This window comes from Streptomyces sp. NPDC046308 (assembly GCF_055588065.1).
In genome coordinates this window covers 845,379-865,717 of the sequence record NZ_JBVJFB010000002.1, presented here as the reverse complement: position 1 = coordinate 865,717, position 20,339 = coordinate 845,379, and the positions used below count along the sequence as shown (strand labels likewise).

The window sequence follows — 20,339 nt, the reverse complement described above, 5'->3', positions numbered from 1 at the left end:
CTCAGCGTGGAGGGGGTCCGTTTCCTCCTTTCCGTTTTGATGGGTGGGCCGGCTGGGGGGGGGGGGGGGGGGGCGGTGCGTTGAGGGGGTGCTGCCCCCGGGCCCCCGCGCCTCAATCGCCGGCGGGGCTGAAATACCGGGGCTCCACCCCGTACCCCGCGCCTCAAACGCCGGCGGGGCTGAAATACCGGGGCTCCACCCCGTACCCCGCGCCTCAAACGCCGGCGGGGCTGAAATACCGGGGCTCCGCCCCGTACCCCGCGCCTCAAACGCCGGCGGGGCTGAAATACCGGGGCTCCGCCCCGTACCCCGCCCCTAGGCTGGCCGGCATGGGGGTCGTCCTGATCGTTCTCGCCGCCGGCTACGGCGCCACCGCCGGATGGCTGCTGCCGCGTGCCGCGTACCGACTCTCCGTCGAGCCGGGGGAGCCCTGGCGGGACCGCTGTCCGGAGAGGCACCGGGTGCGCGGCTGGCTCGGGCCGGCCCGCTGCCGGGCTGCCGCGGAGGTCGTCGTGCGGGGCTCGGACGCGCCGCCGCCCGCGGCCGCGGCGCCGCACGCCTACGGGAGGCGCGCCGTCCCCCTCACCGCCCTCACGGGTGCGGTCTGCGCCGTGCTCGCGGCGGCCGTCGGGGCGCGGCCCGAGGGGGTGGTCTTCGTGGGGCTCGCCCCGGTGGTCGTGCTGCTCGCCCTGGTGGACCGTGCCGTGCACCGGCTGCCCGACGTACTGACCCTGCCGCTCGCGGCCGGGGCGGCGGCCCTGCTCGGGGTGGCCGCCCCACTGCCCCGCGCCGGAGGCGACTGGCGGCTCGCGCTCCTGGGCGGCGGCGCGCTCGGAGCCGCGTACCTGTTGCTCCACCTGATCAACCCCGCCGAGATGGGCTTCGGCGACGTCAAGCTGGCGCTCTCGCTGGGGGTCGCTCTTGGGTGGTACGGGTGGGGGGTATGGATGGCGGGGGCCTTCCTCGGGCTCCTCTACGGGGCCCTGTACGGCCTCACCCTGCTGCTGCGCGGCTCCGCGACCCGCGAGCAGGGCTTCGCCTTCGGCCCCTTCATGGCGGCCGGAGCACTCACCGGAGTGCTGCTGGGTGGTTTCGGAGCGTAATCGTGGCGCGCCAATGCACGCAGCACGCTTTACGAAGGGTTATGGTGGAACCCCCCCCTCGGGCCGGTCCGTATCCCCCCCACGGACCGGCCCGTTTTTCGTTTCACCGCCCTTGAACCGGGCGGCGAGACGAATGACCAGGTCAGCCGCGCTGGGCCCAGATGTTGGTGCCGGGGGTGGACACCGCGAAGGAGTCGATCTCCTTCAACTCGGCCTCGGAGAGCGGCGCGGACGCCAGCGCGGCCACGTTCTCCTCCAGCTGCCTCACGCTGGAGGCGCCGATCAGAGCCGACGTCATGCGGTCGTCGCGGAGCACCCACTTGAGCGCCAGCTGGGCCAGCGACTGGCCGCGGCGGGACGCGATCTCGTTCAGGCCCACGAGCCGGCGGAGCACCTCGTCCGACAGCAGATCGGGGTTGAGGGACTTGCCCTGCGCGGCGCGCGAGTCCGCCGGGATGCCCTTCAGGTACTTGGCCGTCAGCAACCCCTGCGCCAGCGGCGCGAAGGAGATGCAGCCCATGCCGGCGTCCTCCAGGGTGTCCAGCAGCCCGTCCTCCTCCGTCCACCGGTTGATCATGGAGTAGGAGGGCTGGTGGATGAGGGGGCGCACGCCCATGCCGCGCAGGATGCGCACGGCCTCGGCCGTCTGCTCCGCGGTGTACGAGGAGACGCCCACGTACAGCGCCTTGCCCTGCTGGACCGCGGACGCGAGGGCGCCCATGGTCTCCTCCAGCGGGGTCTCCGGGTCGAAGCGGTGCGAGTAGAAGATGTCGACGTAGTCCACGCCCATCCGCTTCAGCGAGGCGTCGAGCGAGCTGAGCAGGTACTTGCGGCTGCCCCACTCGCCGTACGGCCCTTCGTGCATGAAGTAGCCGGCCTTGGTGGAGAGGATCAGCTGGTCGCGGTAGGACGCGAAGTCCTGCGCGAAGACCTTCCCGAAGTTGAGCTCGGCCGAGCCGGGCGGCGGTCCGTAGTTGTTCGCCAGGTCGAAGTGGGTGACGCCGAGGTCGAAGGCCCGGCGCAGGATCGCCCGCTGGGACTCCAGGGACTTGTCGTCGCCGAAGTTGTGCCAGAGGCCGAGGGAGATCGCGGGGAGCTTGAGGCCGCTGTGGCCGGTGCGCCGGTACTCCATGGAGTCGTAGCGCGAGGGCTCTGCCCGATAGGGATTGGTATCAGTCACGTTGTCCTCCCTATCACGGACTTGTGACAGACCGAGTTGGGTACCCCATCCCGCCGCGCAGTAATGTGGCCGCCTCGGGGGAGACCGCAAATGGCACGGGGGCATTGCACGGAGGGGCTGGAAGATCGTGAAGCTGCGCGACCTGGTGTACAGGCTCTACGCACGCCGGGTGGAAGGCCGCCTCGACCATGACGCGGCGCCCAAGCACATCGGCGTCATCCTGGACGGGAACCGCCGCTGGGCGAAGGCGTCCGGAGGTACGACGGAACAGGGCCACCAGGCCGGAGCCGACAAGATCTCCGAGATGCTCGGCTGGTGCACCGAGACGGACGTCGAGGTCGTCACCCTGTGGATGCTGTCCACGGACAACCTGGACCGGCCCGAGGTCGAGCTCCGACCGCTGCTCAACATCATCGAGAACACGGTCCGGGGCCTCGCCGCGGACGGCCGCTGGCGCGTCCACCACGTCGGCAACCTCGACATCCTGCCCGCCGGCACCCAGAGCGTCCTGAAGGAGGCCGAGGAGGCCACCCACGGCGTCGACGGGATACTCGTGAACGTCGCCGTCGGCTACGGCGGTCGGCAGGAGATCGCCGACGCGGTGCGCTCGCTGCTCCTGGAGCACGCGCAGAAGGGCACCTCGTTCGAGGAGCTCGCCGAGATCCTCGACATCGACCACATCGCCGAGCACCTCTACACGCGCGGCCAGCCCGACCCGGACCTCGTGATCCGCACCAGCGGCGAGCAGCGGCTGTCCGGATTCATGCTCTGGCAGAGCGCGCACTCCGAGTACTACTTCTGCGAGGTCTTCTGGCCGGCCTTCCGCAAGGTCGACTTCCTGCGGGCCCTGCGCGACTACGCGGCACGCCACCGGCGCTACGGCACCTGATCCCGCGTGGGGGCCGGCAGGTCCCCTCGGCCCCTTCCCTCGAACCCTTCACCAGGGATTCACCGAGCGTCCGTCATATGCCATGGCATGGCCTGGCCTGATCGGGGAATATCCCTTTCAGGTCGATGCCCGATCCACGGGTGTCGAGTCTCAGCGGACGGCATGGGGTCGTCCGCCCGGGAGGCCCTTTGCACCAGGACGCACGTGCGATGCGCACGGACGGAGTGGGAGGGCCGGAAATCGGCCCCGGCATGGGTGCCGATGACCGGTCCGGTCTTCATGGCCCGACCTCTTCCGAGGGGGTACGTCCTTCCGTGGTGACCAGCACAAAGCGCCGCCTGCCCGACAGGCGGACCTACGTCCTCGACACCAGCGTCCTGCTGGCAGACCCCAACGCGATCTCCCGCTTCGACGAGCACGAGGTCGTGCTCCCGATCGTGGTGATCACCGAGCTGGAGGCAAAGAGGCACCATCCCGAACTCGGCTACTTCGCGCGCCAGGCCCTGCGCCTGCTCGACGACTTCCGGGTTCGCTACGGTCGCCTCGACGCCCCCATCCCGCTGGGCGATCTGGGCGGCACCCTGCGCGTCGAGCTCAACCACTCCGACCCGGGTGTCCTGCCCGCCGGCTTCCGACTGGGGGACAACGACTCGCGGATCCTCGCCGTCGCCCGCAATCTGCAGGCCGAGGGCTACGACGTCACGGTGGTCTCGAAGGATCTTCCCCTGCGCATCAAGGCCTCCTCCGTGGGGCTGATCGCCGAGGAGTACCGGGCGGAGCTCGCGATCACCGATGCCGGCTGGACGGGCATGAGCGAGGTCGCCCTCTCCGGGGAGCAGGTGGACCTCCTCTACTCGGAGGAGCGGCTCTACGTGCCGGAGGCCGCCGAGCTGCCCGTGCACACCGGACTGGTCCTGCAGTCCGAGCGCGGCAAGGCGCTCGGCCGGGTCACCGCGGACGGCAACGTGAAGCTCGTACGGGGCGACCGCGAGGCCTTCGGGCTGCACGGCCGCAGCGCCGAGCAGCGCATCGCGCTGGACCTCCTCCTCGACCCCGAGCTCGGGATCATCTCGATGGGCGGCCGGGCCGGCACCGGAAAGTCCGCGCTGGCGCTGTGCGCCGGCCTGGAGGCGGTGCTGGAGCGGCGCCAGCACCAGAAGGTGATGGTCTTCCGGCCGCTGTACGCGGTGGGCGGCCAGGACCTCGGCTACCTGCCCGGGGACGCCGCCGAGAAGATGAGTCCCTGGGCGCAGGCGGTCTTCGACACCCTCTCGGCGGTCGCCGGGCGGGAGGTCATCGAGGAGGTGCTGAACCGCGGGATGCTGGAGGTCCTGCCGCTCACCCACATCCGCGGCCGTTCGCTGCACGACGCCTTCGTGATCGTGGACGAGGCGCAGTCGCTGGAGCGCAACGTCCTGTTGACCGTTCTGTCCCGAATCGGCGCGAATTCGCGGGTGGTTCTGACCCACGACGTGGCCCAGCGGGACAACCTCCGGGTCGGCCGGTACGACGGAGTCGTCGCCGTGGTCGAGAAGTTGAAGGGGCATCCGCTCTTCGCGCACATCACGCTCACGCGGTCCGAGCGCTCTCCGATCGCCGCACTGGTCACCGAGATGCTCGAAAGCCTCTGACCCCGACGGCCGTCTCCGGGCGGCCCGAAACGGTCAAAACCCCCATAGCGGGAAGGTGAGTTGGCGCCGCCCGGCAAAGGCACGAGAGCCTAGCCGGGCGGCGTCGCGCTGCACAGCCCTTTGGCGAAACAGAAGGCGACATGCCAGGTGTGACCTTTCCCACGCAACGGAGAATTGCCTTGCGGTGTCGCGTTCCGGCAGAGTCTGGTTTCCGTCAGGCCCCGCATACGGCACTCCTGTATCTCCCGTGAGGTACAAGCAGCACCACAACTCCACAGTCGAATGCCGTATGCCGCCCGGAGCTACACGGAGCAGCCCCCGCGAGGGAGTTGCCCACGGGCCCGCGCCTCCAGTGACCGCAGAACCACGGAGGCCAGCGTCGAGGGGCACTTTTGCGCCCGCGCGGTCACTGCGGACGCTGCTGGAAGGACACCGTGTGAGCCGGATCTCGGTCCGGGGGTTCGCCGTGGCTTCGGCCACCGCGGTCACCACCGTCGGCGCAGTCGTGGGCGTTGCCACCGGCGACCCCACGAACGATCTCGAGACGACCGCTTCCGGCGCGACTCTCCTTGCCGAAATCCCGGTCGGCGACCAGGCTGAGGTCCAGAGCGCGTCCCTGACGCAGCAGGCCGACACCATCGCCCACGCCGCCGACGCCGATGCCAAGCGCTCGGCCGAGGAGAGCGCCCGCCTCCAGGCCGCGGAGGACGCGAAGGCCAAGAAGGCCGAAGCGCAGAAGGCCGCGGACGAGAAGGCGAAGAAGGAGCGCGAGGCGAAGGAAGAGGTCGCCAGCCGCTCCGCCGCCCGCGACGCCGGCGACTTCGCCCCCCAGAGCTCCTACACGGTCGCCCAGGTCAAGGCCATCGCCCAGCAGATGGTCCCGGCCGGCCAGTTCCAGTGCTTCTCGAACATCATCAACCAGGAATCCACCTGGAACTACAAGGCCGTGAACTCGTCCTCGGGCGCCTACGGTCTGGTCCAGGCGCTGCCCGGTTCGAAGATGGCCTCGGCCGGCGCGGACTGGCGCACCAACCCCGCCACGCAGATCAAGTGGGGCCTGAACTACATGAACGGCCGCTACGGCAGCCCCTGTGGCGCGTGGAGCTTCCACCAGGCCAACGGCTGGTACTAGGAGCACGCTCAACCTCCGGGAGCCCCGCACCGTCCTACGGTGCGGGGCTCCTCGCGTGTACGGTCTTTCAGGCGTGCCCGAACACGGGGGCGGGGGAAGGAAGCGACATGGCGAAGCGGGAAGGCTGGCTCGGCCGGCTCGGGAACAGGCTGAACCGGATGGAGGCGCGGCTCAACGAGCGGCGCGCCGAGGTCGAGGCCGAGACCGGTGGGGCCCCAGGGGCTCCCGCCCCGGCCACCCCTGCGCCGGCGGCTCACGAACCGTCCGCCGCCGCGCCCGTACCGCCGGCCCCCGCGTATCCGCCGGCCCCCGTACATGCGCCGGCCGTCCCCGTGCGCCCCGACCCGGCGAGCGTGGTCCCCTGGGGGATGCGCGTCGCCGCCGAGGCCAGCTGGCGGCTGCTGCTCCTCGCCGGCATGCTCTGGGTGCTGATGAAGGTGATCAGCGAAGTCCGGCTGGTCGTCCTCGCCTTCGCCGCCGCCATGCTCGTCACCGCGATGCTCCAGCCCTTCGTCGTCCGCCTGCGCCGGCTGGGCCTGCCGCGGGGGCTGGCCACGGCCGTCACGGCGATCCTCGGCTTCGTGGTCATCGGGCTCGTCGGCTGGTTCGTGGTCTGGCAGGTCATGGAGAACCTCGACGACCTGTCCGACCGGGTCCGCGACGGCATCAACGAGCTCAAGCTGTGGGCACTGGACAGTCCGTTCCACGTGACCGAGAAGCAGATCAACGACATCGCGAAGAACCTCAGCGAGACCATCGGCACGAACACCGAGCAGATCACCTCCGCCGGTCTGCAGGGCGTGACCGTCCTCGTCGAAGTCCTCACGGGCATACTGCTCGCGATGTTCTCGACGCTCTTCCTGCTCTACGACGGCAAGCGCATCTGGAACTGGGCACTGGGCCTCGTCCCGAACGCCGCCCGCGCCGGGGTCGCCGGGGCCGGTCCGCGGGCCTGGCGCACCCTGACCGCGTACGTGCGCGGCACGGTCATCGTCGCGCTCATCGACGCCATCTTCATCGGCCTCGGCATCTACTTCCTGGACGTGCCGATGGCGGTGCCGCTGGCCGTCTTCATCTTCCTCTTCGCCTTCATCCCGCTGGTCGGGGCGGTGGTCTCGGGCGCCCTCGCGGTGGTCGTGGCGCTCGTGACCCAGGGCGTGTGGACCGCCCTGATGGTGCTGCTGGTGGTGCTGGCGGTGCAGCAGATCGAGGGGCACGTGCTGCAGCCCTTCATCCTCGGCCGCGCGGTACGGGTGCACCCGCTCGCGGTGGTGCTGTCGGTGGCCGCCGGCGGCATGATCGCGGGGATCGGGGGCGCGGTGGTCGCCGTTCCGCTGGTGGCGGTCACCAACACGGTGGTGGGCTACCTGAGGGCGTACTCGCGCGAGCAGAGCCATCACGGAGCCGGCATGGTCGGTCCGGCCCCGCACGGCTCGACGGCCCTGGGCGTCGTACCCGACAGCGAGGACCCCGGGCCCTGACCAGGCCGAGGGGGGGGCGGGAACGGACGCCACCGCCGGTGGCGTCCGCAGCGGGACGACAGGGGGAACGAACATGATCACCGAGCCGGAGCTCGACACCGGGGGCGACACCGGCCCGGCGGGGGAGCAGGCGGAGGAACTCGCCCCGCGCGGACGGACGGACGACGCCGCAGGGGCCCGCCGGCCGTGGCTGTGGGCGCTGGGCGGTGCCGTGGTCGCCTCGGCGGTGTGGGCGGGCGGGCTGTACGCCTTCGGGGACCGGCTCGCCGCGCCGCAGCTCGGGTACCGGGCGACGGAGAACCTGTGCGAGGACTTCCGGGCGCAGGCGCTCGGCAAGATCGCAGGGGACTTGCACCGGTACCGGCCGATGAACCAGCAGAGCGACCACCCGGCCGTGCGCGGGGCGATCTGTGTGCTGCACAACGCCGAGACGGTGTCGACCCTCATCGTGCGGGCGCAGGTCGACCTGCACAAGAAGACCGACCCCGGGCCCGAGTTCGACGTGCCGTCGCTCTCGATGGCCGCCGATATCGGCGAGGGCCGCACCGAGTCGGTGCAGGGCCTCGGCGAGCGCGCCGTGGTCTTCGCGGCTCCCGGCGATTCCTCGTTCCAGCTCAGAGTGCTCGAGGGCGGTGCGGTGTTCACGATCGAGGCCTACGGCAGCGGCACCGCCGGGAACGCCCCGGCCGACTCGGCGGCCCTCCAGGCAGCGATGGTGGAGGACGCCCGCGCACTGATGGCCGCGCTGCGCGACGACTGACGACACCGACTGACGACACACCAGGGCCCCGCGACCGGAATCGGTGGCGGGGCCCTGGTGTGTCGTACGGGGTGGCGTTACTCGGCGACGAGGGCGGTCTCGAGGGCGGCCTCGGCGTCGAGGGTGACCGCGACGGCCTGGATCACCGAGGCGATCTTGAAGGCCTCCTGGATCGTCTCGCGGTCGACGCCGGCCTTGCGCAGGACCTGCTCGTGCGAGTCCAGGCACTGGCCGCAGCCGTTGATCGCGGAGACGGCGAGCGACCACAGCTCGAAGTCGACCTTCTCCACGCCCGGGTTGCCGATGACGTTCATCCGCAGGCCCGCGCGCAGCGTGCCGTACTCCGGGTCGGAGAGCAGGTGCCGCGTCCGGTAGAAGACGTTGTTCATCGCCATGACCGCGGCGGCGGCCTTGGCGGCGGTGTACGCCTCCGGCGAGAGGTTCGCCTTCGCCTCGGGCTCCAGCTCACGCAGGACGCGCGGGGAGCGGGCGGCGATCGCGCAGGACAGGACCGTGCCCCACAGCTGCTGCTGCGGGAGGTCGCTGTTGCCGATGACCGAACCGAGGTTCAGCTTCAGGTCCTTGGCGAAGTCGGGGACGGCCGACTTCAGGGAGTCCAGGGACATCCGTCACTCACCGGCCAGCAGCGCGCCGGCGTCGATGGTGGCCTCGCCCTTGTTCCAGTTGCAGGGGCACAGCTCGTCGGTCTGCAGGGCGTCGAGGACCCGCAGGACCTCCTTGGGGTTACGGCCCACGGAACCGGCGGTCACCATCGAGAACTGGATCTCGTTGTTCGGGTCCACGATGAAGACGGCGCGCATCGGCAGGCCGTCCTCGCCGAGGATGCCCAGCTCGGCCGACAGCTCGCGCTTGATGTCGGACATCATCGGGAAGGGCAGGTCGCGCAGGTCGGCGTGGTCCTTGCGCCAGGCGTGGTGCACGTACTCGGAGTCCAGCGAGAAGCCGAGGACCTGCGCGTCGCGGTCGGCGAACTCGTCGTTCAGCTTGCCGAAGGCGGCGATCTCGGTCGGGCACACGAAGGTGAAGTCGAGCGGCCAGGCGAAGACGACCTTCCACTTGCCCTCGTAGGTCTTGTGGTCGATCTGCGCGAACTCGGCGCCGGCCTCGAGCGAGACGCAGGCGGTCAGGTCGAAGGCCGGGAACTTGTCACCAACAGTCAGCACGCGATCTCCTTGGAACATGGAAAATAGCCCCTTTTGGGGGGTTTTCCGTTGGGGTTGGACGTATCTCACATGCTGACACACCTGCATTGATTGCGGAAATAGCTAGACTTGAGGCGGGTGATCGGAGGTACCTATCAGTGGCCGTGGGTAACAGGGGAGCGAAACAGCCGACCCTCGCACAGTTGCGCGCCTTCGCGGCCGTCGCCGAGCACCTGCACTTCCGGGACGCCGCCGCGGCCATCGGGATGAGCCAGCCGGCGCTCTCCGGAGCCGTCTCCGCGCTGGAGGAGGCCCTCGGCGTGCAGCTGTTGGAGCGCACCACCCGCAAGGTGCTGCTCTCCCCGGCCGGCGAGCGGATCGCGGCCCGCGCGCGGCTGGTCCTCGACGCGATGGGCGGGCTGCTGGAGGAGGCCGAGGCGGTACGGGCCCCCTTCACCGGGGTCCTGCGGTTCGGGGTGATCCCCACGGTGGCCCCGTACCTGCTGCCGACCGTGCTCGGGCTCTTCCACCGGCGCTACCCCCGGATGGACCTCCAGGTGCACGAGGAGCAGACCGACACCCTGCTGGAGGGGCTGGCCACCGGACGGCTGGACCTGCTCCTGCTTGCGGTGCCACTCGGCGTCCCCGGGGTCACCGAACTGCCCGTTTTCGACGAGGACTTCGTACTGCTCGCCCCCAGGGAGCACGCGCTGGCCGGGCGCCGGGACATTCCGTTGGAGGAACTGCGGGGACTGCAGCTGCTGTTGCTCGACGAAGGGCACTGCCTGCGCGACCAGGCCCTCGACATCTGCCGGGAGGCGGGGCGCACCACGGGTGCGGACGTCACGACGACCGCCGCCGGGCTCTCTACCCTCGTCCAGCTGGTCGCCGGCGGCCTGGGCGTGACGCTGCTGCCGCGCACCGCGCTGCGGCTGGAGACCGCCCGCAACGAGTACCTGTCCACCGGGTACTTCGCCGAGCCCGCTCCCTCGCGGCGGATCGCCCTGGCCATGCGCACCGGGACGGCCCGCCAGGAGGAGTTCCGGGCGATCGCCGCCGCCCTGCGCGAAGCCGTACGCCCGCTCCCGGTGTGGCCCACCGACTGAAGGCCGGGGGCGCCGCCGGGAACGGGCGTACGGGTCACGGGCGCGCGGTGTTCACTCCGTGCGCAGGCCGTCCGGGCGCATCAGGCGCAGCAGCGGGGGCAGGCTGAGCAGGGTCACCGCGACGACCACCCCCGCGCCGGCCGCGGTCATCCCGAGCACCGACGCCCAGTCGATCCGGACCGGTGTGGCGGCCATGCTCATCAGGACGGCGCCCAGCCCCACGCCCGCGCCGGTCGCCAGTACCAGGCCCAGCGTGACCGGCACGGCCGTCTGCCACAGCACCGACAGGCTCAGCGTAGAGCGCTTGGTGCCGAAGGCGACCAGGGACGAGAGCAGCCGCCGGCGCTCGCGCAACTGCTCCAGCTGGGAGACGAGCAGGCTCGCGCCGATCAGGACCAGTACGGCGGTGGCGCCGAAGAACAGCCCGGTGCGGATCGAGGAGTAGCCGGCGGCCTGTGTGGTGTCCCGCAGCGTCATCGCCGTGACGAACGGGTCCGCCTTGAAGACGGCGTTGCGCGCCCGGTCCAGGGCGTCGTCCCGGGATTCGTCGACCTGGACGAAGATCCGCGCGTCCGGGAAGTCGCCGATCTCCTTCGGCGCCGCCGACGGGGTCACCAGCAGGCCGCTGCGCAGCTGCCCGGTGGGGTCCTCCCGGCTGGGGACCGTACGGGCGTCCGCGGGGACCTTCCACTTCGCCGGAGCGGGCGGGTCGGCCGTCCCGGAGTCGGATCCGAACGCGTCCCCGTATCCCCGGACGTTCCCGACGTACACCTCGTCGCCGGGCTTGGCCGTGGCCCCGTAGACGGCCTCCGAGGGGGAGCCGGTCAGGACGAAGGAGTCGCCCTCCTCGCAGGAGTCGAGCGTCGCGACCTCGCCGAGCGCGTCGCAGGTGCCGATGGTCACCTGGACCGTCTCCTGCGCGGGCACCCGGTGGGCGGCCTGAGTGGACGTCAGGGGGACGGCGCGGGTGACGCCCGGCACGGCGGAGATCCGCTGCGCGAGGTCGTCCATGCGCGCCCCCGCGTCGCGGTTCACCAGGACCGCGACGGCGGCCCTGCCGGGATCCTGGCCGGTGGACTCGGTGTAGTCGCCCTCGACGCCGGCGAAGAGCATCTGGAGGGCGATGGCGCCGGCGACGGCCACGGCGATGCCGTTGACGAGGCGGGCCGCGGCGCCGCTGTTGACCTGGAGCCGGCGCACGGCCAGCTGCCAGGAGACCGGGCCGGCGGACATCCTCGCCACGAAACGTTCCAGCAGCCAGGGGAGCAGCACGGTGATCCCGACCAGCAGGAGCACCACCCCTGCGGAGACCTGCCACTGGTTGAACGTGCCGTGGTCGTTGCCGCGGCCGCCCATGGGCGCGAGCAGACCGAGCCCGACCAGGGGCAGCAGCAGCCGCCACCAGATGCGCCGCCGGGAGGGCTTGGCCGTACGGACGACGCCCAGCGGCTCGATGACCACCCCGCGCAGCGCGAACAGGGTGACGGCCACCGCCGCCGCGGGCACCGCGAGGGCGACCAGGACGGCGAGCCAGGGCGCCGGGTCGAGATCGGCGGGGAAGACGCTGCGCTGCCGGAGGCTGACGCTGCCGACCAGGGAGCGGCCGGCGGCGAAGAAGCCGGTGCCCAGCACCAGTCCGACCAGGGAGCCGGCCAGCGCCTCGCCGGCCGCGATCCGGCGCACCATCCTGCTGTCCGCGCCGACCAGCCGCAGCGCGGCGAGCCGCCGGTCGCGCCGCTCCCCGCCGAAGCGGACGGCGGTGGCGATGAACACGGCGACCGGCATCAGCAGGGCGACGAACGTCAGCACGACCATCAGCATCAGCACGGGGTCGAGGCCGTCGCGCTGCGCGTCGTAGCCGAAGCCGGTGACGCGCTCGACGCGGTAGTCCTCGGGGCCGTTCTTCCGGAGGGTGTCGCTGCCCAGGTAGAAGAGGAGTTCGCCGGGGCCGACCAGCCCCGGGTCGCCGACGATCTCGCTGACCCGCGCGTCGAGCCGCTCGCGCAGCAGGGCGCCGTCGGAGGACTTCAGCAGCGCGTCGAGGGCGGGGGAGAGGGCCATCTCGCCGGGGCCGGGGATCCGCCGCAGACCGGGCGGCAGCGGGGCGTCCGGGCCCTCGGCCCGCAGCACGTGCCCCTCGATGTCCTTGTGGTGGTACGTCTGCCCGACGCGGGCGATCAGCAGGGTGTCGGGCCCGGGGGCGTCGGCCCGCTCGGAGCTCATCGTCGACCGTGCGTCGCCGCGCTCGTACCGCGCGGCGAGGGCGCCGGGGATCGCCGTGCTGATGAGCAGGAGCGCGACGCCGAGACCGACACCGACACCGGTGAGCAGGGTGCGGATCCATCCCTCGCGGCCACCGCCGAAGGCGAAGCGGGTGCCCATCCCGAGATCGCGGGCCCAGACCCGGAGCCGGCTCATACGATCCGCTCCATGTCACGGGACTTCCCGTCGCGCACGACGATCTCACGGTCGGAGTACGCGGCCACGCGCGTCTCGTGGGTGACGAGCACGACGGCGGTGCTCGCGGACCGGGCGGCCTCCGTGAGCAGCTGCATGACGAGTTCGCCGTTGAGGGAGTCGAGGGCTCCGGTGGGCTCGTCGGCGAAGATCACCCGGGGGCGGGTGACCAGGGCGCGGGCGACGGCCACGCGCTGTCCCTGGCCGCCGGATATCTCGCCGGGCCGCTTGGCCCCGAGGTCCTCCACCTGGAGCTGCTCCATCCAGTGCAGGGCGGTGCGTTCGGCCTCCTTGCGCTTGACGCCGGTCAGGCGCAGCGGCAGGGCGACGTTCTCCACGCAGGTCAACTCCGGTACGAGCTGGCCGAACTGGAAGACGAAGCCGAACTCGGTGCGGCGCAGCTCGCTGCGCTCGGCGTCGTTCATGGCGGTGAGCTCGCGGCCGGCGTAGGTGATGGAGCCGGCGTCGGGCGGGACGATGCCCGCGAGGCAGTGCAGCAGCGTCGACTTGCCGGAGCCGGAGGGGCCCATGACGGCGACGACCTCGCCGGGGTGGATGGAGAACTCGGCGCCGTCGAGGGCCTTGGTGGTCCCGAACGCCTTGCGCAGGTCCGTCGCGGCGAGGAGGGATCCGGCCGGGGGCATCATCGGCGGACCTCCCGCGCGAGCTGGTCGAGGCGGGCCGCGGTGAGCTCCAGCCACCTCAGGTCCGCCTCCAGGTGGAAGAGGGCGTGGTCGCAGACGAGCTGGTCGGCTATGTCGCCCTTGCGCTTGCGCTGGGTGAGGATGCGCATGAGGCGCAGGTGCTCGGCGCGCTGGGTGTCCAGCAGCTCGTCGGCGCGGCGGCCGGTGAGCAGGGCGAGGACGACCTTGGTGTAGAGGGTCGAGTGGAGGTAGGGCTCGGGCTTCTCGGGTTGGGAGAGCCAGGTTTCGACGTCGGTGATGCCGGCGTCGGTGATGGCGTACCGCTTGCGTTCGGGACCGCCGCCGCTCTCCACGCCGTCGACCTCGACGAGGCCGTTCTTCAGGAGGCGCGACATGGTCGAGTAGACCTGCCCGTAGGCGAGGGGGCGGTCGTGGCCGAACTTCTCGTCGAAGGCGCGCTTGAGGTCGTAGCCGTGGCGCGGGCCGGCCTCGAGGAGGCCCAGGAGCGTGTGACCGATGGACATGGCCGTGACTCTACACCGTGTGTATACGCGCAGTGTATAGAGGGGGGAAGGAGGGGCCGGACCGCGTGGAGAGCGGTCCGGCCCGGTGCGCGCTCAGTCCGTGGACTTCGGGGGGCGCCCGCGGCGGGGGATGGGGCCGGGGCTGGAGGGGAGGCGGCCGGCCTCGGCGAGGGCGCGGCGGAGCAGGAACTCGATCTGCGCGTTCGCGCTGCGCAGCTCCTCGCCGGCCCAGCGGGCCAGGGCCTCGTACACCTGCGGATCGAGCCGCAGCAGCACCTGCTTGCGCGCCTGCCGGCCCGCCGGGCTCTGCTCGCCGCCGGGGGTCACTGGTAGAGGGTTCCCGCGTTGACCACCGGCTGGGCCGCACGGTCGCCGCAGAGGACGACCATCAGGTTCGAGACCATGGCGGCCTTGCGCTCCGGGTCCAGGTCCACGATGTCCTCCTCCGCCAGGCGGGTCAGGGCGAGCTCGACCATGCCCACCGCGCCCTCCACGATCTGCTTGCGGGCCGCCACGACGGCGCCCGCCTGCTGGCGCTGGAGCATCGCGGAGGCGATCTCCGGAGCGTACGCGAGATGCGTGAACCGGGACTCGATGATGTGCACCCCGGCCGCCTCGACGCGCGCGTGCAGTTCGACCGCCAGCTTCTCGGTGATCTCCTCGGCGTTCCCGCGCAGCGACAGGCCGCCCTCGTCGTGCGAGTCGTAGGGGTACTCGATCGCGATGTGCCGGACCGCCGCCTCGGTCTGGGTCTCGACGAACTCCGTGAAGTCCTCGACCTCGAAGGTGGCCCGCGCGGTGTCCTCGACGCGCCACACGACGACCGCCGCCAGCTCGATCGGGTTGCCGTAGGCGTCGTTGACCTTCAGGACGGCCGTCTCGTGGTTGCGCACCCGGGTGGAGATCTTCTCGCGCGAGGTGAGCGGGTTGACCCAGCGCAGTCCGTCGGTGCGGATCGTGCCCCGGTAGCGGCCGAACAGCTGCACGACCCGGGCCTCGCCCGGGGCCACCGTGTTCAGACCGCTCATCGCCACCACGGAGCCGAGGATCGTGAGCACGCCGAGGGCGATGAGCGCCGCCTTGGCCGCGGCCGCCGCCATCACCGCGCCCGCCGCGATGAGGCCGCCGCCCGCCAACAGGCCTGCCAGGCCGAGGAGTAGGGCCAGACCGCCGCCCACGCTGCGCGCGGTGAACTCCCGTACCCCGTCCGGATTCGCGATGTGGTTCGTCATTGTTTGCCCCGTTTCTCTGGTCGCGGCCGCTCGGGCCGCCTAGCAAAGTGATATCACTTTTTTGCGTTGCGGCAACCCTTCGGCTTAGGTGAGCGTCGGTTCCAGTGATGTGGGTGCTGATTCTCACGTCCGAATTGACCGGTATTGGTCACGGTTGACCATCCTTTGTCACAGCCTGCGGTGTTAGCTTTCTGAGCTGACGTCGGGGGGGTAATCGAGCGGAGCGGGAGCGATGGGCCGAGCAGAAGTGCGTAAGGCGCAGCAGCGCGGTGCGGGGCGTGCGCCGAGCAGACGCGCAGGCGGCGCCAAGGACAAGGGCGGCACCGGCAAACGCAGCGGCATACGTCGCTTCTTCACGTGGAAGAAGATCCTCGGGACGTTCCTCGGCGGGATCCTCCTCCTCATGGCCGCGGCGATCGTCCTCTACTTCTCGGTGGACGAACCCAGCGACCCCAACAAGCAGGCCACGCTCCAGAGCAACACCTACCGGTACTCCGACGGCTCGATCATGGCCCGCACCGGTGAAACGAACCGCGAGATCGTGCCGATCGACAAGATCCCCGAGGACGTCCGCACCGCCTTCATCGCGATCGAGAACAAGTCCTTCTACAGCGACCGCGGCATCGACGTCATGGGCGTGGCCCGGGGCCTGTTCAACACGGTCACCGGCAAGGGCAAGGCCGGTGGCTCGACGATCACCCAGCAGTACGTCAAGAACTACTACCTGACGCAGGACCAGTCGGCGACGCGCAAGCTCCGGGAGCTGGTGATCTCCCTCAAGGTCGACCAGCGCATGGAGAAGGACGACGTCCTCGTCGGCTACCTGAACACGAACTTCTACGGCCGCAACGCGTACGGGATCCAGGCCGCGGCCCAGGCCTTCTACGGGGTCGACGTCGACAAGCTCACGCTGGAGCAGGGCGCCTACCTCGCCGCCGTCATCCAGGCCCCCAGCCAGTACGACCTCGCGACGGCCGGCCCGAACGGCACCCGGCTGGTCAACATCCGCTTCAACGCCGTCCTCGACAACATGGTCGAGATGGGCAAGCTGGACCCGGCCAAGCGCAAGACCATGACCCTCCCGCCGCCGATCAAGCCCAAGCCCCGCCCGGGCATGGACGGCCAGAAGGGGTACCTGGTCCAGGCCGCCAACGACGAGCTGAACAAGCAGAACATCGACGACGCCCAGATCGCGGCCGGCGGCTGGATCATCACCCTCAACGTCGACAAGGCGAAGCAGGCGGCGCTGGAGAAGGCCGTCGACGACGAGCTGGAGTCCAAGCTCGACCGCAAGGACACCAAGGGCCGGCCCCAGGACCAGAGCGTCCAGGCCGGCGCGACCTCCGTGGACGCGAAGACCGGGGCCATCGTCGCCATGTACGGCGGCCAGGGCCTGACGGAGAAGTCCGAGAGCAACGCCCTGCGCAAGGACTACCAGCCCGGCTCGACCTTCAAGCCGCTCGTGCTCGCCTCCGCCCTGGAGAACGGGTCGAAGACGCAGGAGGGCAAGCCCATCACGCCCAACACGCTCTACGACGGCACCAGCAAGCGCCCGGTCGTCGGCAGCAAGATCCCGTTCAACCCGCAGAACCAGGACAACCGCAACTTCGGCACCCCGATGATGACGGTCCAGGAGGCGACCGACTTCTCGGTGAACTCCGTCTACGCGCAGATGATCGTGGACGTGAAGCCGCAGAACGTGAAGAAGACGGCCCTGGCGCTCGGCATGGTGGACCGCGCGGGCTGGCCCGACGACCGGCCGGCCATGGCGCTCGGCACGATGACCGCGAGCACCGTGGAGATGGCCGGCGTCTACGCCAGCTTCGACAACCACGGCAAGAAGGTCACGCCGACGATCATCAAGAGCGCCGAGCACAAGGAACGCACGTTCACGCCCCAGCAGGCCATCGGCAGCCAGGCCATCAGCCGCAAGACCGCCGACACCGTCACCAAGGTGCTCCAGGGCGTCGTCAACGACGAGGGCGGCTCCGGCAACAAGGTCAGGAGCAGCGCCTACGAGGCGGCCGGCAAGACCGGTACCAGTGAGTCGAACTTCTCCGGCTGGTTCACCGGTTACACGCCCGAACTGGTCACCGTCGTGGCGATGTTCGGCGAGGAGCCGGGCACCCACACCCAGGTCACCCTGACCGGCACCGCCGGCCTGGGACGCGCGGGCGGTTCCAGCTTCCCCGCCTCGATCTGGAAGGCGTACACGCTGGCCGCGCTGAAGGGCGTGGACACCGGCGAGTTCGACGTGTCGGACGCGGACATGGGCCCCACGCAGGTGCCGTCCCGCAGCACCTCGCCGTCGCCCACGACGAGCCAGTCCTCCAGCCCGCCGGCCTCCAGCAGCAGCCCGGCGCAGTCCCCCACGACGCCGGTGACCCCCACTGCGCCGCCCACGCCGACGAAGAGCGCCACCACGCCGCCGCCGACGCCGACGACGACGCCGACCAAGACCGGCGGCCCGAAGCCGCCGGACCCGCCGCTGTTCGGCGGGGACGAGGGACGCTGACACACCGCCGCCCCGCAGCCTTCGGGCTGCGGGGCGGCGGTTCTTCGTGAGCCGGAAGGAGGCCGGTTCGACGGCCGGTCACTGCCGCTCGCCCGCCCCCGGCAGCGGGAGCTCGAACCAGACCACCTTGCCGCTGCTCAGACGGGTCGCACCCCAGCGGCGGGCCATCCGGTTGACCAGGAACAGGCCGCGGCCGCCCTCGTCGGTGTCCCGCGCCCGGCGCTGGCGGGGCAGCTGCGGGGAGTCGTCGCCGACCTCGCAGCGCAGCACGTCCGTACGCAGCAGGCGCAGGGTCACGGGCCGCTCCGCGTACCGGACGGCGTTGGTGACCACCTCGCTCACCAGCAGCTCCAGCGAGTCGCTCAGCTCCTCCAGGCCCCACCGGGTCAGGGCACGGCGGGCGAACCGCCGGGCCCGGCCCGGAGCGGTCTCCTCCGGGTCCAGGAACCAGTACGCGACGTCACTGGGCGCGATCCCGTCGAACCGGGCCGCGAGCAGCGCGATGTCGTCGTCCCGGTCACCCGGGCCGAGCATGTCCAGCACGTCGTCGCACAGGGCCTCCAGCGGCGGCGGATGGTCCAGGCCGGTCAGCTGGGCGGTCGTGGCCAGCCGCTCGCGCAGCTGCTCGATGCCGGTCCACACGTCCCGCAGGCGCGACTCCACCAGACCGTCGGTGTACAGCAGCAGCGTGGCCCCGGCGGGCGCGTCCAGCTCGACGGCCTCGAAGTCCACGCCGCCGACGCCGATGGGCGCGCCCGGCGGTACGCGGAGCACCTCGGCGCGGCCGCCCAGGTGCAGCAGCACCGGCGGCGGGTGGCCCGCGTTGGCGATGGTGATCCGGTGCGCCACCGGGTCGTAGACGGCGTACAGGCAGGTGGCCATGCGGTCGGAACCCAGGCGCTGCGCCTGCTCGTCCAGGTGGTGCAGGACCTCGGCCGGCGGCAGGTCCAGCTGCGCGAGGGTCTGCGCCGTGGTGCGGAGCTGACCCATGATGGCGGCGGAGGTCATGGAGTGGCCCATGACGTCGCCGACGACGAGCGCGACCCGGCTGCCGGGCAGCGGTATGGCGTCGTACCAGTCGCCGCCGACGCGCGCCGTCTCGGCGGCGGGCAGGTAGCGGGAGGCCAGCCGCACTCCGGTGGGCTGCGGGAGGCTGTCGGGCAGCATGGTGCGCTGGAGCTCGTCGGCGATGTACGCCTCGCGGCCGTACAGGACCGCCTTGTCGATGCCGAGCGCGGTGTGCGTGGCCAGTTGGGCGGCGACCAGCAGGTCGTTCTGCTCGAAGGCGGGACGCTCCGGGCTGCGCAGGAAGACGGCCGCGCCGATCACCCGGCGGCGGCCGCGCAGCGGCGCCAGGACCGCCCGGTTGCCGCGCGGCAGCGGATGGTCCACGCCGAGCAGCTCGGGGAGCGCGGCCCGGGCGCCGGCGGAGGACGCGAAGACGGGCCGTACGCCGCGCAGCACCTCGGCGAGCGCGCCACCGGGCCGGATCTCGCACAGCTCGGCCGCGGGCAGGTCACCCTGCGGGCCGACCAGCGGCAGCTGGCTGAAGTCGAGCTCGCCGGTGGCCCCCGCGGCCCCGGCGAGGTCCACGCCCGCGCCGATGGTGCTGCTGACGTCCGTCAGGTCGTCGATCGGCCGGAGCCGGTCGGTGCGGCGCAGCCTTAAAACGACCGGGCCGACGGGCCGTTCGTCGCCGACCGGCAGCGGGTCGCGCAGGTAGACGAGGATGGCGTCCGAGAAGGTGGGCACGGTGGCCCGGCACAGGCCGAGCACGATCTCGTCGAGGTCGATGCCGCGGGCGATCCGCCGGGTGGCGGCGCCCACGAAACGCAGCCGGTCCCCTTCGCGGCGCGCGGCGGTCATCTCCCCGGCGCCTGCTCCCGGTATGCCGCTCCCGCCGCCGTGACGCTCGCCTGCGGCGCGGTACCCGCTGTTCTGCCCGGCGCTCCCGCCCCCACCGGGCACGGCTTCCGCTCCCGGCGAGGCAGGCTGCCGGGTGCTCTCGCCGGCCGCGGCGGCAGGGTCGAGACCGTCACCGCGCGGGCGGGGCGGTTCGGCGGGCTCGCCGAGCCCGGTCGCGCTGCCCGCGGCGTTGCGGGCGGCCGCGCCGTCCCGGAGGCGGACGCCGTCCTGGCCCAGCCCCTGGACCGGGTCCGAGGCGGCCGGGTCACCGGATTCGCCCGGGGCGGGAGCCTTGCGCCGGGGCCGGGGGAGTCCCGCGGCCCCGCCCGCGCCCGCCGCGGAGCGGGCCGAGCGCGCGTCGGCGGCCGCCGCGGCCGGGCCGCCGCCCGACTCCGCGGCACGGCCGGCGCCGGTGCTCGGCGCATGCGTGCGCACGGCCTCGGCGGCGGCGATGGGCGCCTTGCCGTGGCCGGCCTCGTCCGTTCCTCCGCCGGAGGCGACGGGCTGCGGGCCCTCCTGGGAGGTGGGGTACTCCGTCACGCGTGGAATTCCGTCCGTTTGCGCTCGATGTGCGCTGCACTCAGCTCGGTCAGTCGCGGTATACCCGCTCAGCGGCC

General features: G+C 71.6%; 17 protein-coding genes. 8 read left to right on the top strand and 9 right to left on the bottom strand.

Features of this window, described 5'->3' with window-relative positions:
* Positions 1-329: 329 nt before the first annotated feature.
* A complete protein-coding gene (locus ACZ6JT_RS11290) occupies positions 330-1,103 on the top strand; it encodes a prepilin peptidase (RefSeq protein WP_469209179.1) in 774 nt (257 codons plus the stop codon).
* Positions 1,104-1,245: 142 nt separating this feature from the next.
* Here the strand turns inward: ACZ6JT_RS11290 and mgrA are convergent, their stop codons facing one another.
* On the bottom strand, positions 1,246-2,283 hold the full coding sequence (gene mgrA, locus ACZ6JT_RS11285) for an L-glyceraldehyde 3-phosphate reductase (protein WP_469209178.1): 1,038 nt from the start codon (positions 2,281-2,283) through the stop codon (positions 1,246-1,248).
* Between the two features lie 127 nt (positions 2,284-2,410).
* Between mgrA and ACZ6JT_RS11280 the strand changes: the two genes are divergently transcribed.
* From ACZ6JT_RS11280 to ACZ6JT_RS11260, 5 genes are all read left to right on the top strand, one after another.
* Positions 2,411-3,172 carry an isoprenyl transferase gene (locus tag ACZ6JT_RS11280; protein WP_030713982.1) on the top strand — a complete coding sequence of 254 codons (762 nt, stop codon included), beginning with the start codon at positions 2,411-2,413 and terminating at the stop codon, positions 3,170-3,172.
* 314 nt (positions 3,173-3,486) lie between these two features.
* Complete coding sequence (locus ACZ6JT_RS11275; RefSeq protein ID WP_469209177.1) at positions 3,487-4,803, top strand: PhoH family protein; 1,317 nt, start codon at positions 3,487-3,489, stop codon at positions 4,801-4,803.
* A gap of 436 nt (positions 4,804-5,239) precedes the next feature.
* Positions 5,240-5,935: an aggregation-promoting factor C-terminal-like domain-containing protein gene (locus ACZ6JT_RS11270; protein ID WP_469209176.1), complete on the top strand. Its 696-nt coding sequence runs from the start codon at positions 5,240-5,242 to the stop codon at positions 5,933-5,935.
* Positions 5,936-6,042: 107 nt separating this feature from the next.
* A complete protein-coding gene (locus ACZ6JT_RS11265; RefSeq protein WP_469209175.1) occupies positions 6,043-7,416 on the top strand; it encodes an AI-2E family transporter in 1,374 nt (457 codons plus the stop codon).
* Positions 7,417-7,489: 73 nt separating this feature from the next.
* The gene (locus ACZ6JT_RS11260) at positions 7,490-8,176 is read left to right on the top strand and encodes a hypothetical protein (protein WP_469209174.1); all 687 of its coding nucleotides are present in this window, start codon (positions 7,490-7,492) and stop codon (positions 8,174-8,176) included.
* A 77-nt stretch (positions 8,177-8,253) separates the two neighbouring features.
* Here ACZ6JT_RS11260 and ACZ6JT_RS11255 read toward each other — a convergent pair whose 3' ends face one another.
* Positions 8,254-8,802: an alkyl hydroperoxide reductase gene (locus ACZ6JT_RS11255; protein ID WP_469209173.1), complete on the bottom strand. Its 549-nt coding sequence runs from the start codon at positions 8,800-8,802 to the stop codon at positions 8,254-8,256.
* A 3-nt stretch (positions 8,803-8,805) separates the two neighbouring features.
* Complete coding sequence (locus ACZ6JT_RS11250) at positions 8,806-9,360, bottom strand: peroxiredoxin (RefSeq protein WP_030713953.1); 555 nt, start codon at positions 9,358-9,360, stop codon at positions 8,806-8,808.
* A 137-nt stretch (positions 9,361-9,497) separates the two neighbouring features.
* Here ACZ6JT_RS11250 and ACZ6JT_RS11245 point away from each other — a divergent pair, with 137 nt between their 5' ends.
* The gene (locus ACZ6JT_RS11245; protein ID WP_469209172.1) at positions 9,498-10,445 is read left to right on the top strand and encodes a hydrogen peroxide-inducible genes activator; all 948 of its coding nucleotides are present in this window, start codon (positions 9,498-9,500) and stop codon (positions 10,443-10,445) included.
* A 51-nt stretch (positions 10,446-10,496) separates the two neighbouring features.
* On the opposite strand, the gene ACZ6JT_RS11240 is transcribed toward ACZ6JT_RS11245, so the two are convergent.
* The 5 genes from ACZ6JT_RS11240 to ACZ6JT_RS11220 all read right to left on the bottom strand — a co-directional run bounded on the left by ACZ6JT_RS11240 (position 10,497) and on the right by ACZ6JT_RS11220 (position 15,302).
* Positions 10,497-12,863 (bottom strand): FtsX-like permease family protein, encoded by a 2,367-nt coding sequence (locus tag ACZ6JT_RS11240; RefSeq protein WP_469209171.1) that lies wholly within the window; start codon positions 12,861-12,863, stop codon positions 10,497-10,499.
* A complete protein-coding gene (locus ACZ6JT_RS11235; RefSeq protein ID WP_376617577.1) occupies positions 12,860-13,549 on the bottom strand; it encodes an ABC transporter ATP-binding protein in 690 nt (229 codons plus the stop codon). The genes ACZ6JT_RS11240 and ACZ6JT_RS11235 overlap by 4 nt, the downstream gene beginning before the upstream one ends.
* Positions 13,546-14,070: a PadR family transcriptional regulator gene (locus ACZ6JT_RS11230; RefSeq protein WP_469209170.1), complete on the bottom strand. Its 525-nt coding sequence runs from the start codon at positions 14,068-14,070 to the stop codon at positions 13,546-13,548. The genes ACZ6JT_RS11235 and ACZ6JT_RS11230 overlap by 4 nt, the downstream gene beginning before the upstream one ends.
* Before the next feature lie 93 nt (positions 14,071-14,163).
* Positions 14,164-14,397 carry a type II toxin-antitoxin system antitoxin gene (locus ACZ6JT_RS11225; protein ID WP_030713938.1) on the bottom strand — a complete coding sequence of 78 codons (234 nt, stop codon included), beginning with the start codon at positions 14,395-14,397 and terminating at the stop codon, positions 14,164-14,166.
* Complete coding sequence (locus ACZ6JT_RS11220; RefSeq protein ID WP_469209169.1) at positions 14,394-15,302, bottom strand: SPFH domain-containing protein; 909 nt, start codon at positions 15,300-15,302, stop codon at positions 14,394-14,396. Before ACZ6JT_RS11220 ends, ACZ6JT_RS11225 begins: the two co-directional genes overlap by 4 nt.
* Before the next feature lie 232 nt (positions 15,303-15,534).
* Here ACZ6JT_RS11220 and ACZ6JT_RS11215 point away from each other — a divergent pair, with 232 nt between their 5' ends.
* Positions 15,535-17,817: a transglycosylase domain-containing protein gene (locus tag ACZ6JT_RS11215; protein ID WP_469209168.1), complete on the top strand. Its 2,283-nt coding sequence runs from the start codon at positions 15,535-15,537 to the stop codon at positions 17,815-17,817.
* Between the two features lie 78 nt (positions 17,818-17,895).
* On the opposite strand, the gene ACZ6JT_RS11210 is transcribed toward ACZ6JT_RS11215, so the two are convergent.
* The gene (locus ACZ6JT_RS11210; RefSeq protein ID WP_469209167.1) at positions 17,896-20,262 is read right to left on the bottom strand and encodes a SpoIIE family protein phosphatase; all 2,367 of its coding nucleotides are present in this window, start codon (positions 20,260-20,262) and stop codon (positions 17,896-17,898) included.
* Positions 20,263-20,339: the final 77 nt, after the last annotated feature.

Bases quoted from the DNA above. Each gene is read 5' to 3' on its own strand.
- ACZ6JT_RS11290 (WP_469209179.1), top strand. From the start codon at position 330: ATGGGGGTCGTCCTGATCGTTCTCGCCGCCGGCTACGGCGCCACCGCC.
- ACZ6JT_RS11265 (WP_469209175.1), top strand. From the start codon at position 6,043: ATGGCGAAGCGGGAAGGCTGGCTCGGCCGGCTCGGGAACAGGCTGAAC.
- ACZ6JT_RS11260 (WP_469209174.1), top strand. From the start codon at position 7,490: ATGATCACCGAGCCGGAGCTCGACACCGGGGGCGACACCGGCCCGGCG.
- ACZ6JT_RS11255 (WP_469209173.1), bottom strand. From the start codon at position 8,802: ATGTCCCTGGACTCCCTGAAGTCGGCCGTCCCCGACTTCGCCAAGGAC.
- ACZ6JT_RS11240 (WP_469209171.1), bottom strand. From the start codon at position 12,863: ATGAGCCGGCTCCGGGTCTGGGCCCGCGATCTCGGGATGGGCACCCGC.
- ACZ6JT_RS11235 (WP_376617577.1), bottom strand. From the start codon at position 13,549: ATGATGCCCCCGGCCGGATCCCTCCTCGCCGCGACGGACCTGCGCAAG.
- ACZ6JT_RS11230 (WP_469209170.1), bottom strand. From the start codon at position 14,070: ATGTCCATCGGTCACACGCTCCTGGGCCTCCTCGAGGCCGGCCCGCGC.
- ACZ6JT_RS11220 (WP_469209169.1), bottom strand. From the start codon at position 15,302: ATGACGAACCACATCGCGAATCCGGACGGGGTACGGGAGTTCACCGCG.
- ACZ6JT_RS11215 (WP_469209168.1), top strand. From the start codon at position 15,535: ATGGGCCGAGCAGAAGTGCGTAAGGCGCAGCAGCGCGGTGCGGGGCGT.